Origin of the sequence: Mesorhizobium sp. B2-4-19, assembly GCF_006441315.1 — a bacterium.
Lineage (GTDB): Bacteria > Pseudomonadota > Alphaproteobacteria > Rhizobiales > Rhizobiaceae > Mesorhizobium.
Genome location: NZ_VFUV01000006.1, coordinates 228,459 through 241,493 on the forward strand (window position 1 = coordinate 228,459; position 13,035 = coordinate 241,493).

A 13,035-nucleotide genomic window follows, 5' to 3' on the forward strand; every position below is an offset into this window, starting at 1 on the left:
AAGAACCTCCCTCTCAGCGGTCCGGATGGACGAGCTTGCGTCGGATCGGGAACCATGGCGCATCCCACCGTTTCGAGATCAGGCCCCAGATGCCCGTGCGGGCGTAGAGCGCCACCAGCAGCGTCATCAGGCCGAGGACGACGAAATAGGTTGCGCCGTATTCACCGAACCAGCGGTCGGCGATGAAGAAGATCAGGGATCCGATCAGAACGCCCTCGATGGAGCCGATCCCGCCGACCATGACGATGAAGATCGCCACATTCGCCCACATCGGATCGAAGGCCGAACCCGGCGTGATCCGCAACTGCGCCATGAAGTAGATCGCGCCCGCAAGGCCGCAGCCGACCGCCGACGCGACATAGACCAGGAAGCGCAGCTTTGCGACATTCACGCCCTGGCTGGCTGCCGCGACCGGATTGTCGCGCATGGCGATCAGCGCAAGGCCGAAGCGCGAGCGAAGCAGCCAGTAGCTGCCGCCGAGCGTGACCAGCAGCATGCCCGCGCAGAGCAGCGACATGGCGACATTGCGCTCGAAGGCCGAATAATCCTTCATCACGCGCAGCGACATGCCCGCGCCGGAATTGACCAGCGGCAGGTTCGAGGCGGTCAGCCGGAAGACCTCGGCCACCACCCAGGTGCCGATCGAGAAATATGGGCCGTCCAGGCGATGAAGCAAAAGGTAGATCGGCACGGCCAGCGCCGCTGGCACCAGCAGCGACAGGAAGACCGCCATGAACGGATTGATGCCGTAGGTCTGCGCCAACACGAAAAGCGCATAGCCGGCCGCGCCCATGAAGGCGTGCTGGCCCACCGAGACAAGGCCGGCATAGCCGGCGAGCAGGTTCCACATCTGCGCGACGGCGATGTAGCAGCACAACACCAGGATCGAGCGGATCGTGCCGGTCGAGGCCCACCACGGCATGGCCGCGACTGCGATCATCGCCAGCACCGCCAGCGTCATCGCGACGCGGCCGGAGCGGGTCTGGCGCTGCACCAGGACCTCGGGCGCCTCGGTTTCCACATAGGGGATCGCACTCATGACAATGCCTTTCCGAACAGGCCCCGCGGGCGGGTCGCCAGCACGATCAGGAAGACGATGTGTCCGGCGAGCACGCCAAAGCCCGGATCGATGCGGAAGCCAATGGCCTGCGAGATGCCGAGGACCATCGAGCCGACGAAGGCGCCCCATACCGTACCCATGCCGCCGATGATCACCGCCTCGAACGCGTAGATCAGCTGGGCCGGTCCATCGGCCGGCGCGACGGTCGACCGCAGCGCCTGGAAGACGGCGGCAAAGCCCAGGATGCCGACCGCCGCCGCCGTCGCCATCGCATACACGGCGCGCGGGTTGATGCCGGTCATCGCCGCCGCCTCGACATCGGCCGACGCGGCGCGGAGCGCCCGGCCGAAGCGCGTGCGCTTCAATGTCAGATCGAGGCCCCAGGTCAGGCCCGTGGCGACCGCCAGCACGATCAGCGGCAGCAGGCCGATATAGACGCTGCCGATCTCGATGGATTGGCTCTCGATCCCATGTCCGGGCAGCGACCGGCTGTTCGCGGACCAGATCTGCAGCATCAGGTTCTGCAGCGCGATCGACAGTCCGAAGGTCGCGATCAGCGAAGGCAGCGGGTCGCTGCCCACCACCCGGTTCAGCACGGCCTTCTGCAGCACCCAGCCCATCAGCACCGCGAGCGGCACCAAGACGATCAGCACAGGCAGCGGTCCCAGGCCCCAGGCCGTCGCCATCGAGATGCCGATCAGCGACAGCAGGATCACCAGATCGCCATGGCTGATGTTGACGATGCGCATGACGCCGAACATCAGCGCCATGCCGAGCGCGTACTGGGCATACATGCCGCCCAGCAGGATCCCCTGCACCAAGGCGTCAAACCACTCCATGGCCCGCTCCAAAATAGGCTTTGCCGATCTGCTCGCGCGTGATTTCAGCCGACCTGCCGGTCAGGGTCACGCGCCCCTCCAGCATGCAGTAGAGACGGTCCGAGGCGGTCCGGGCGAGGCCGACATCCTGTTCGACCATGATCACCGCCGCCCCGGTGGCGCGGATTTCGGGCAAGGCGGCATAGATCTCGCGGATCACCTTGGGCGCAAGGCCGAGGCTGATCTCGTCGCAAAGCAGCACGCGCGGCTGGCACAGCAGCGCGCGGCCGATGGCCACCATCTGCTGCTGCCCGCCCGAGAGGCTCTGCACCTGCGTGCGGGCCTTTTCCTTGAGGATCGGGAACAGCTGGTGCAGTCGTGGCAGCGTCCATCCGCCCTTGGCGCCCATGCGCGCGGCCTGGTCGATGGCGACGCGCAGATTGTCCTCGACCGACATGCCGGCGAACAGGCGGCGGCCCTCCGGCACGATGGCGACGCCCTTCTGCACCATGCGGTCGGTCGCGGTACCGCCGACAGGGTCGCCGTGCAGCCGCACCATCTCGCGTCCGACCGGGAGCAGGCCCATGATTGAACGCAAGAGGGTGGACTTGCCTGCTCCGTTGGCGCCGATCAGGGCCACGGCCTCACCCTGGTGCAGCTCGATGTCGATGCCGTAGAGCGCCTGGAAATCGCCATAGCGGGCCAGCAGCCCGTGGGTGGAAAGAACGGCCGTCATGCCTCGATCCCCATATAGACGCGCTGGACCTCGGGCAGCGCGATCACTTCGGCGGGCACGCCTTCGGCGATCTTCTCGCCGAAGTTCAGCACCAGCAGCCGGTCCGCCACCGCCAGCAGCGCGTGCAGCACGTGCTCGATCCAGACGATGGTGATGCCGCGGTCGCGGATGCGGCGCACCAGAGCCACCAGCGCTTTCGATTCATCGTCTGTCAGCCCGCCCGCGATCTCGTCCAGCAGCAGCAGCTTCGGATCCGACGCCAGCGCGCGCGCCAGTTCCAGCCGCTTGCGGTCGAGCAGCGTCAGGGCGCCGGCCGAGACATTGGCCTTGTCGGAAAGCTCGCAATCGCGCAGCACCTGGGCGCAAAAAGCATAGCTTTGCTTCTCCGACCGGCCGCCGCCGAACGCGGCGGCGACCAGCAGGTTCTCGAAGGTGGTCATGCCGGAATAGGGACGCGGGATCTGATAAGTCCGTCCGATCCCCATCTGGCAGCGACGGAAGGGCGGCTCGCCGCGCAGCGCCGTGTCGCCGAGCTGGATCTCGCCGCCGGATGCCTTCAAATCGCCGCTGATCATGTTGAACAGCGTGGTCTTGCCCGCCCCGTTCGGGCCGAGGATGCCCAGCACCTCGCCCCGATGCACGTCGAAACTCACCTCATGCAGGACGCGGACGGCGCCGAAGGACTTCGACACGCCGCGCGCCGTCAGCAGGATTGCCCTATCCATGGATCCGTCCGCGTCCCTGCTCATGTCACCAGGCGATCGGCTTGATCGCCTGTTGGGGCGCGAAGAGCTGATTGACCGTGTTGTCGACGATCTTCAGGTCGTAGGGCCATTTCTCGCCCTTCACCCACTGGCCGCCGAAGATCGGCGTCTTGCAGATGTTCTTGTGCGGCGAACCGTCGAACTTGATGTGCCCGACCAGCGTCTGCAGATCGGTGGCGACCAGCGCGTCGCGGTTGGCCTGGCGGTCGAGCGGATTGGAGGAGCGCTTCAATATGTCGAGCGCGACCTCGAGCAAGGCATGCGAATAGCCCAGCGGCTGCGTCCACTGCCGCTTCGCATCGGCTTCCCACTGGTCGGCGATGTCGCGGCTGACCTGCCCGGTCAGCGACGACTTGAACGGGAAGGCCGGCGTCCACCAGACCTCGGAGGACATGCCGGCGCCGAGCGGACCCATCGCCTCGACGCCGCCTGGGAACAGCAGCGCCGCCGCCACCGTGACCGCCTTCGGCTTGAAGCCCTGCTGGTTGCACTGGGTGACGAAGGTCTTCAGATCGTCCGGATAGGTGATGCCGCCGATGATGTCGCAGCCCTGTTTCTTGAATTCGGATATCTGGGCGGAGAAATCATTGGTGCGCGGCTGGAAATAGCCGGGCACGACGACCTCGTAGCCGGCCTTGCGGGTCGGCGCCGGCAGGCCGTATTCGTCATTGCCCCAGGTCTCGCCGTCGATGTTCTGGGGAAACAGCATCCCGACCTTCTTGTTGGTCTCCAGATGGTTCCAGAGCCCGACGAAGGTGTTCAGCGCCTCGTCGAGACCCCAGAAGAAATGGTAGGTCCAGTCGAAGGTCTGCTTGCCGCCGCCGCGCGGCATGATCACCGCCTGCCAGGGCGCGCCCGAGGAGATGCACGGCGTCTCATAGAGTTCGGACTGTTCGGCAGCGGGCAGGATCGTGTCGGTGGTCGAAGCCGGAACGAGCAGGTGCACCTCGTCGTTCAGGATGAGGTTGCCGGCGATTTCCGATGCCTTGTTCGGATTGGACTGGCTGTCGCGATCGAGGATCTCGATCTCGTAGGTATTGCCGTTGGCGCATTGCAGCTGGCCGCCGAGCAGGGCGCGGATCTTCTTCAAGGTGTAGCCGTCGGTCTCGCCGAAGAGGGCGAGCGGACCGGTGGTGGGGCTGAGATAGCCAAGCTTGATCTTCCCAGCGGTCGCGGCGCGCGCATAGCGCGGCATGGCCAGCGTACTGGCGGCCGCGACACCGGCTCCAATCCCCTTCAGCACGGTCCGGCGGCTGGGCAAACCCGATTTCACGAGTCTGTTTTGGTAGGTCATGTTCATTTCCTCCCTGGGTTAAGCCGGCCCGTCCCCTCGACGAGACCGGCGTCAGTTCAAAGCTTCTTCAAGTCATGCGCAGCAGCGAGCCGCCATCGATGACGATCAGCGAGCCGGTGACGTAGGACGCGGCGGGCGACGCCAGGTAGAGCGCCAGCCCCTTGATCTCCTCCGGATCGCCTATGCGGCCGACGAGCGACTGGGCCTCGAAGGCCTGGCGGTCGGCCGGATTGCGCAGCCGGCCACCGGCGATGTTGGTGATGAACGGTCCGGGCAGGATGGCGTTGATGCGGATGTTGTAGGTGCCGAGTTCCATCGCCATGTGGCGCACGAGATGGTTCACCGCGGCCTTGGCGGGCATGTAGGGCGTGCCCACGATGCTCTCGTTGATCAGCGAGGCGATGGACGACGTGACGATGATCTGGCCGCCGCCATTCGGCTTCATGTGCCGGACGGCATGCTTGATGGTGGTGTAGACCGAAGTCAGGTTGATCTCGATCACCTTGTCCCAGTGCTCGTCGGGCAGGTTCTCGATGGCGCCCTCGGGGTTCCTCTCGCCGGTCGGGGTGTTGAAGCCCGGTCCGGCGTCGATCCCGGCATTGGCGAACACGACATCGATCGAGCCCGCCTTCTCGGCTACCTTGTCGAAGGATCGAGCCATCCCCGCGCGGTCGCCGACATCGACGACCTGGCCCCAGACATCGCCGCCCGCGGCCCTGATCGCGGCCACCGTCCTGTCCAGCCCGGCGGGGTTCAGGTCGAAAATGCAGACCTTCGCGCCATGCTCGGCCATGATCTCTGCATAGGCCTGGCCGATGCCGCTGGCGCCGCCAGTGACGATCACCGACTTGCCTCTGACCTCGAACATCTTCTCAAGTGCGGCCATCAGTTTCCTCCCATTTTTGCGCGATACCGACCTGCGTGCGGGCGCCTGCGCGGCGCCCACGGCGCGGGGATCACTTCTTCTTTCGCGAAAGCACGAAATCGAACTCGACGTCGTAGAACGGCGCGGCAACCTTGGCCTTCGCCGCGGCTTCGGCATCCTCGACCTTGCGGAATTCGGCGAGAAGGCTCTGCTTCACGCCGAAGACGGCGTCCGTATCGATATACGGGTCGTCCGGATCGAAGATGTGCGTGGTCAGCGCGTCGAAACCCTCGGCCTCGACGATGTAGTGGAGATGCGCCGGGCGATAGGGATGGCGCCCGAGCGCGCCGAGCAGCTTGCCGACCGGCCCGTCATCCGGGATCGGGTAATATTTGGGCTTCGCGCCGCGGAACCAGTAGCGTCCGTCCGCGCCGGTGCGGAAGACGCCGCGCAGGTTGAAGTCGGGCTGGATGCCCTTCTGCTGCACATCGTAGAAGCCCTCGTCATTGGCCTGCCAGACATCGATCTTGGCGCCAGCGATCGGGTTGCCCTCGGTGTCGAGGATGCGGCCATGCACGAACATCGGCTCGCCCTTCTGGTCGAGGCAGATGTTCGAGCCCATCGGCAGTTCGGGCGCGTCGGCGACATGGAATGGCCCCAGCACGGTGGATTCCGAGGCGCCGGACGGCTTGCGGTTGTTGATCGCGTCGACCAGCATCGAGACGCCGAGGACATCCGACAGCAGGATGTACTCCTGCCGCCACTCGTTGCAGATCTGGCCTGTCCGCGTCAGGAACATGATCGCCTCGAACCATTCCTCCTGTGTCGGCTCGATCTCCTTCACCGCCTCGTGCAGCTTGCGGGTGATGACCTCCATGACCTGGCCGAGTCGCTGGTCCTTGGCGTTCTTGTTGCGCGCGACGACGACTTCGGCCGAGTTGGCTTCGGTGAAATAGCCGTGTTCGTGTTCGTCGGTCATGGGATCCTCCTCAGCGCGCCAGAACGGATTTGAAGACGCGGCGCAGTTCGGCCGCGGGATCGGCGGCCAGCGTTTCGGAACGCCAGGCGACGTGATGGTCGGGGCGCACCACCAGGCAGCCGGCGTCGCGGATTTCGCATGCGCGCGCCCAGTCGCCGGTATGGTCCTCGATCGCGCGGCGCGGGCCGATCACATGGGTGCGGATCGGCAGGCCGAGTTCCGCGGCGGCCGTCTCCGCGGCGGCGACCCACGCCTCGCCGCCAATGCCGGTCAACAGCGTGAACTCGCCATGTCCGCAAAGGTCGAGTGTCGAGACCTTCCTGCCCGCGCGCTCGAAGACCCAGACATGCGGCAGGCGCGCGCCGGGCCAGGTCGTGGGCGCATAGTGCAGCTCGCGATCCTTCTCGAAAGCCGGCTCGCGCTGGCCGTCGGTCACCACGGCGCCCGACGCATAGCGATGGTTCATCTCGACGCCATGGGCGTCGAACTCGTATTTCTTGAAGGCGATGGCCTTGCGCAGCGCCTCGCGCTGCGCTTCGGCGGCTTGTGTGGCGTCTGCGCGGGCCTCCATGTTCCTCTGGATCTTGTCGTGATCCACGCCGCCATCCATGCCGAGCGCCTCGAAGATCGGGCCGAATTCGGCGATCGACTGGTTGGCGCGCGTCACGATCTGGCGCGCGATCGGCGCACGCTCGGCCGAGTAGCTGTCCAGAAGCCCGATCCCCGCCTGCCCCTTGACGACCTTGGCGAGTTTCCAGGCGAGGTTGAACCCGTCCTGGATCGACGTGTTGGAGCCAAGCCCGTTCGAGGGCGGATGCCGGTGCGCGGCGTCGCCCATGATGAACACCCGCCCCTTCTGCATGTGCGTGGCAAAGCAGTTGTTCACGGTCCAGGTGTTGGCGCCCAGGAGTTCGATCTCGAGCTCGGGATCTCCGACCAGCTGGCGCGCGACGCCGGTGGCCAGTTCCGGCGTCACATCAGGCGGCGGCTGGTTGATGTCGTAGCCCCAGACGATGAGCCACTCGTTCCACGGCCGCACCATGCGAACCAGACCCATGCCGATCCCGCCGACATCGGCACCGGGCTGCATGACCCAGTAGAGGACGCTTGGCCGGTGAGCGACGTATTTCGAAAGATCGGCCCGGAACAGGATGTTCATCGACCCGCCGACGCCCATCTTGCCCTCGAAAGGCAGGCCCAGATGCTCGGCCACCAGCGAGTTGCCGCCATCGGCGCCGACGAGGAATTTCGACCGCACGGTGAAGGCCCTGCCCGATAGCCTGTCGCGGCAGGTCGTGGTGACGCCGTCCGCATCCTGGACATGGCTGACATATTCGGTGCTCATGCGCGCCTGCGTGCCGCGAGCGCACGCCGTCTTGAACAGGATCGGTTCCATGAAGGTCTGGGGCAGATCGTTCATGAAGGACGGCGACGTCTGGAGATGTTCAGCCTTGGAGAGCGGGTCGGTGCCCCAGCTCTTCATCCGGCCAAGCTCTTCGCCGGCCAGGCTTTCGCAGAACACGTTCTCGCCCATCAGCTCCTGCGGCGAGGCGTGCATCACGGCCTCGGCCTCGACCTCCGGCCCGAGGTCGCGCAGCACTTCCATGGTGCGCTGGTTGGTGATGTGGGCACGCGGCGTATTCGACAGCCAGCGGTAGCGGTTCACGACCATGTTGGCCACGCCGGAGCTGGCGAGAAGTGCCGCCGTGGCCGAGCCGGCCGGGCCCGTGCCCACGATCAGCACGTCGGTTTCGATATCCGCCATCAATGTCCTCCCTCGATCTTCGGGCCGGCCAGCCTGCGGCGGACCGGAAACAGGTGCAGGCCGGTGCGGGCCGAAATCAGCCCCCACAGCCCCTTCGGTGCGAACAGCATCACCGCGATGGCGGCGAGGCCGAGTGTCATCAGGTACCAGCTGCCGTAGTCGGCCAGCGCCGAACGCAGCGCGAAGAAGACCAGCACCCCGACGATGGGTCCCTCGATGGTGCCGATGCCGCCGATGACGACGATGAAGATGACATAGGCCGTCCAGTCTGTGACGGCGAAGGCCGCCTCCGGCGAGATGCGGGCCGTCTGCACGAAGATCAGCGCGCCGGTCAGTCCGGTGGCGGCCGCGGCGATCAGAAACACCGCCCATTTGAGCCGCCCGACATCGACGCCGACCGCCTGGGCCGCATCGACATTGTCGCGCACCGCCGCCAGCGCCAGCCCGAGGCGACTGCGCAGCAGCCAGTAGATGCAGCCGGTGACGGCCACCACCAGCGCCAGCGCCAGCCAATAGGCGAGAATGTCGCGGGCGGCCGCCTCGCGCACGCCGAACAGCGTCCGGATCGCATCCGTGCCCATGATGTTGCTGGTCGCCTCGCGTGGCAGCGAGGTGCCGGTGCCGCCACCGAGCGCCTTCCATTGCGCGATCAGCAGCCGCGTCACCTCGGCGATCACCCAGGTGCCGATGGCGAAGTAGGCGCCCTGCAGGCGGAAGGCGAAGAAGGCCGTGGGAACGGCCAGAGCCAGCGCCGCAAGGCCGCCCAGCAGGATCGCGGCAACCGGGTTCCAGCCGAGCAGGATCACCCCGGCGAACATCGCATAGGCGCCGATGCCGACGAAGGCCTGCTGACCCACCGAGACGAGACCGCCATAGCCCGCCAGCAGGTTCCAGATCTGCGCCAGCGTCAGCATGGTGAGAATGAAGAACAGGTCCTGTATGACACCGCGCGAGGTCACGGCGGGCAAGGCGAGCCCGGCCACGACCAGAAGGATCACGGCGATCTCCGTGGCAGTTCCGGCGCGGGTGCGGGTTGTCAGCCGATACATGCCGCCCTCAATCCACTGCGCGAGGGAACAGACCCCGCGGCTTGAACAGCATCACGATCAGAAAGGCGATATGGCCCGCCAGGATCTGCCATTCCGGATTCACCGCCGCGCCGGCCGTCTGGGCCACGCCGATGATGATCCCGCCCGCAAGCGTTCCCCACAGGCTGCCGAGGCCGCCGATGATCACCGCCTCGAAGGCATAGATCAGCCGCGCCGGCCCGATCGAGGGATCGAAGTTGGCCCGCATGCCGAGATAGAGCGCCGCCAGCGTCACCACGACCATCGCGATCCCGGTGGCGATGGCGAACACCCGCTTCGGCTCGATCCCCATCAGGCCCGCCGTCACGGCGTCGTCCGAGGTGGCGCGGAAGGCACGGCCGAGGGCGGTGTGATAGAAGAGCCCGTTCAAGGCCACGATGGCGACGATCGCGGACGCAAAGGTCATCAGCGGCATCACGCCCACCGTGACCAGCCCGAGATCGACCGAGGCCCCCTCCAGTGCGCCTGCCGGAATGCGCCGGCTGTCTGCGGAAAAGGCTTCGAGCAGCCCATTCCGCAGAGCGACCGACAGGCCGAACGTGACGAGAAGCGGCGGCAGGATATCCTTGCCAAGCACCCGGTTCAGTACGGCGGCCTGCAGCAGCCAGCCAAGCATGAACATCACCGGCATGGCGATGAGCGCGGCGACCCAGGGCGACAGTCCAAGCAGCGTGACGCCCGTCAGCACCAGATAGGCGGCAAGGACGATAAGGTCGCCATGGGCGAGGTTCACCAGCCGCATGATGCCGAAGACGAGGCTCAGCCCCGCCGCGAACAGCGCATAGAGCCCGCCCAGCAGCATTCCCTGCACGAGGGTGTCCAGCCAGATCATCGCCGCGCCCCCGTCGTCAGGCGGCGGGAAAATTGCGCGGGCATGCGGGGCTGCCTCGTCATGCCGCCACTCCGAAATAGGCGGAATGGATTTCTTCGCGCGTGACATCGGCCGCCTTGGCGACCAACGTCACCCGGCCCTCCATCATGCAATAGACACGGTCGGCCACCGCCAGCGCCTTGCCGATGTCCTGCTCCACCAGCACGATCGCGGCGCCGCCTTCGCGGACCTTGGGAAGTGCTGCGTAGATGTCGCGGATGACGACGGGCGCGAGGCCGAGGCTGATCTCGTCGCACAGCAGCAATTCAGGATTGGACATCAGCGCCCTGCCGATCGCGACCATCTGCTGCTGGCCGCCCGAGAGCGCCGTGCCGGGGTTTTTGCGCCGCTCGCGCAGGATCGGGAAGAGGTCGTAGACCGACTCCAGGCTCCACGGCCCCGGCGCCTTGCGCGCCTGCCCGCCGATCAGCAGGTTTTCCTCGACGCTCAGCGAGGCAAAGAGCCGGCGCCCTTCCGGCACCATGGCGATGCCGCGCTTCATGATCTCGGCCGAGGACAGCGCGCCGATGGGCTCGCCCCGGTGCAGAACCATGGCGGCCTCGTTGCGGATCACGCCCGTGATCGAGCGCATCAGCGTGGACTTTCCGGCGCCGTTGGCGCCGATGATCGCCACGCACTCGCCCGCAGCCACGGAGATATCCACGCCGAACAGCGCCCGGAACTGGCCGTAATTCGCGATGAGGGCGCGCGTCTCCAGCAGCATCAGACCTCGAGCCCCAGATAGATTTCGCGAACCTGCTGCGAGGCCATGATCGCGTTCGGCGCGCCGATCCCGATCACGCGCCCGAAATCCAGCACGAGAAGCCGCTCGACCACCGACGTCAAAGCATGCAGGACATGCTCGATCCAGATGATCGTGGTTCCCTTGGCGTGGATGGCCTTGATCGTCGCGACCAGCGCCTTGCATTCGCCCTCGGTCAGCCCGCCCGCGATCTCGTCGAGAAGCAGCAGCTCGGGTCCCGTCGCCAGGGCGCGGGCGAGCTCCAGGCGCTTGCGGTCGAGAAGGCTCAGCGATCCGGCCGGCACATTGGCCTTCCTGAGAAGTTCGGTCTCTTCGAGGATGCGCGCGCAATCGTCGACCATCTCGGCCTCGCGGCCGCCCCGGCCGAACGCGGCAGCGGTCAAGAGGTTCTCGAACACGCTCAGCCCCTCGAAGGGCTGCGGGATCTGGAAGCTGCGGCCGACACCCATGCGCACCCGATCCATGGCTGGGGCGCGGGTCACGTCGCGGCCGAGGAGTTCGATGCGGCCTTCATTGGCGAGCAGATTGCCGGTGATCAGGTTGAAGAGCGTCGACTTCCCCGCCCCGTTCGGGCCGATGATGCCCAACGCCTCGCCGCGCGGTACCGAGACGGTCACGCCATCGGTAACCTTCAAGGCCCCGAAGGACTTCGAGACGTTTTCCAGCCTGAGTATCATCACTGTCATCCTCGGGTCGCGCCGAACGAGGGCGGCGGCATCCGCCGCCCTCGGCGGTGTCAGGCCAGGGCTTCCATCTTGCCCGCGGTCGGGATCTCGGACGCGGTGGCGTTTTCGACGATCACCAGATCGAAGCCGCCGCTTGCCTTCTTGCGCCACTGGCCGCCGACGAGCGGCGTCTTGCAGACGTTCTTCGCGGCGAAAGGCGGCAGTCCCGCGCCGGTCCAGGCCACCTTGCCGACCACGGTCGTCATGTCGGTAGCCGCGATCGCCGCCGCGATCGCCTCGGCATTCGTCGGATCCGAAACGCGGCCCATGACATTGGCCGCCACCTCGAACAGCGAATGGACGAAGCCGATCGGCTGGGTCCACGGACGCCCGGTCTTGGCGGTGAAATCCGCCGCCAGGTCCGCTGAACTCTGACCCGTCACCGACGACTTGAACGGATGCGAGGCCGACCACCATACCTCGGACGAGAGGTTGTGGCCGGCGTCGCCGAGCGTCTCGACCGATTGCGGGAAGAGGATCGCCTTGGCCACCGTCACCGCCTTGGGCTTGAAGCCTTGCTGGCGGGCCTGGTTCCAGAAAGTGGTGAAGTCGGGCGGAATGACCACGCCGGTGACGATCTCGGCATTCGCCGCCTTGAAGGCGTTGACCTGCGCGGTGAAATCGTCCGAGAGGTTCTGATAGCGGCCGGGATCGCTGAGGCTGAAGCCTGCGGCATCGAGGCCCGGCTTCAGCCCGTTCTTCGGGTCACCCCAGGCATTGCCGTCGGCATCGTTGGGGAACAGCCCGCCCACCTTGCCGTTGGAGGAAAGCTGCTTCCACATGCCGGTGTAGACGGCGATGATGTCTTCGAGGCCCCAGAAATAATGATAGGCGAACTTGAAAGGCTTCCACGACGATGGATCGGCCGGATTGCCTTGCTGGCCAATGAACCAGGGTTGCCACGGCGCCATGGTCGAGATGACCGGCACGCCCTCCGCCTCGCAGGTGGTGGCGACCGGGTTGGTGTTCTCGGGCGTCGAGCCGACCAGCATCAGGTTGATCTCGTCGTCGACGATCAGGCTCTTCGCCACCTCGGCCGCGCGATTGGGGTTCGACTGGCTGTCCTTGACGATGACGTCGAAATTCTTGCCCGCCTCGGATGCGAGGAAAGCCTTAATGTTGTAGGCATCGCTTTCGGCGAAGCCGGCGAGCGGCCCCGTCTGCGGCGAAACATAGCCCAGGCGAATCTTGGCGCCCTGCGCGAGCGCCGGCGTCGCCAGCCGAGAACCGGCAAGCGCAAGACCTGTCGCCGCCGACGCTTTCAGTAAGCTCCGTCTTGTAATCATCTGCTCTTCCTCCCTCTTGCC

General features: G+C 66.2%; 13 protein-coding genes. All 13 read right to left on the reverse strand.

The window, feature by feature from the left end; all coding sequences use genetic code 11:
* Positions 1-13: 13 nt before the first annotated feature.
* A complete protein-coding gene (locus FJ546_RS13515) occupies positions 14-1,039 on the reverse strand; it encodes a branched-chain amino acid ABC transporter permease (protein WP_140889779.1) in 1,026 nt (341 codons plus the stop codon).
* Positions 1,036-1,899, reverse strand: a complete 864-nt coding sequence (locus FJ546_RS13520) for a branched-chain amino acid ABC transporter permease (protein ID WP_140889780.1) — start codon at positions 1,897-1,899, stop codon at positions 1,036-1,038. Before FJ546_RS13520 ends, FJ546_RS13515 begins: the two co-directional genes overlap by 4 nt.
* Positions 1,886-2,614, reverse strand: a complete 729-nt coding sequence (locus tag FJ546_RS13525) for an ABC transporter ATP-binding protein (RefSeq protein ID WP_140889781.1) — start codon at positions 2,612-2,614, stop codon at positions 1,886-1,888. The genes FJ546_RS13520 and FJ546_RS13525 overlap by 14 nt, the downstream gene beginning before the upstream one ends.
* Positions 2,611-3,339 (reverse strand): ABC transporter ATP-binding protein, encoded by a 729-nt coding sequence (locus FJ546_RS13530; protein ID WP_095774989.1) that lies wholly within the window; start codon positions 3,337-3,339, stop codon positions 2,611-2,613. Before FJ546_RS13530 ends, FJ546_RS13525 begins: the two co-directional genes overlap by 4 nt.
* A gap of 25 nt (positions 3,340-3,364) precedes the next feature.
* Positions 3,365-4,672 carry an ABC transporter substrate-binding protein gene (locus FJ546_RS13535; RefSeq protein ID WP_140889782.1) on the reverse strand — a complete coding sequence of 436 codons (1,308 nt, stop codon included), beginning with the start codon at positions 4,670-4,672 and terminating at the stop codon, positions 3,365-3,367.
* 67 nt (positions 4,673-4,739) lie between these two features.
* Positions 4,740-5,558, reverse strand: coding sequence for an SDR family NAD(P)-dependent oxidoreductase (locus FJ546_RS13540; RefSeq protein WP_140889783.1), 819 nt, complete (start codon positions 5,556-5,558; stop codon positions 4,740-4,742).
* Between the two features lie 70 nt (positions 5,559-5,628).
* Positions 5,629-6,516 (reverse strand): intradiol ring-cleavage dioxygenase, encoded by an 888-nt coding sequence (locus FJ546_RS13545; protein WP_140889784.1) that lies wholly within the window; start codon positions 6,514-6,516, stop codon positions 5,629-5,631.
* Positions 6,517-6,526: 10 nt separating this feature from the next.
* Positions 6,527-8,281: an FAD-dependent monooxygenase gene (locus FJ546_RS13550; protein WP_140889785.1), complete on the reverse strand. Its 1,755-nt coding sequence runs from the start codon at positions 8,279-8,281 to the stop codon at positions 6,527-6,529.
* Positions 8,281-9,330, reverse strand: a complete 1,050-nt coding sequence (locus FJ546_RS13555; protein WP_140889786.1) for a branched-chain amino acid ABC transporter permease — start codon at positions 9,328-9,330, stop codon at positions 8,281-8,283. The genes FJ546_RS13550 and FJ546_RS13555 overlap by 1 nt, the downstream gene beginning before the upstream one ends.
* A 7-nt stretch (positions 9,331-9,337) precedes the next feature.
* Entirely contained in the window at positions 9,338-10,201 is an 864-nt protein-coding gene (locus FJ546_RS13560) for a branched-chain amino acid ABC transporter permease (protein WP_140889787.1), read from the reverse strand.
* Between the two features lie 58 nt (positions 10,202-10,259).
* A complete protein-coding gene (locus FJ546_RS13565; RefSeq protein ID WP_181167929.1) occupies positions 10,260-10,967 on the reverse strand; it encodes an ABC transporter ATP-binding protein in 708 nt (235 codons plus the stop codon).
* On the reverse strand, positions 10,964-11,680 hold the full coding sequence (locus tag FJ546_RS13570) for an ABC transporter ATP-binding protein (protein WP_140889788.1): 717 nt from the start codon (positions 11,678-11,680) through the stop codon (positions 10,964-10,966). The genes FJ546_RS13565 and FJ546_RS13570 overlap by 4 nt, the downstream gene beginning before the upstream one ends.
* Before the next feature lie 59 nt (positions 11,681-11,739).
* Positions 11,740-13,014: an ABC transporter substrate-binding protein gene (locus FJ546_RS13575; protein WP_140889789.1), complete on the reverse strand. Its 1,275-nt coding sequence runs from the start codon at positions 13,012-13,014 to the stop codon at positions 11,740-11,742.
* Positions 13,015-13,035 lie beyond the last annotated feature (21 nt).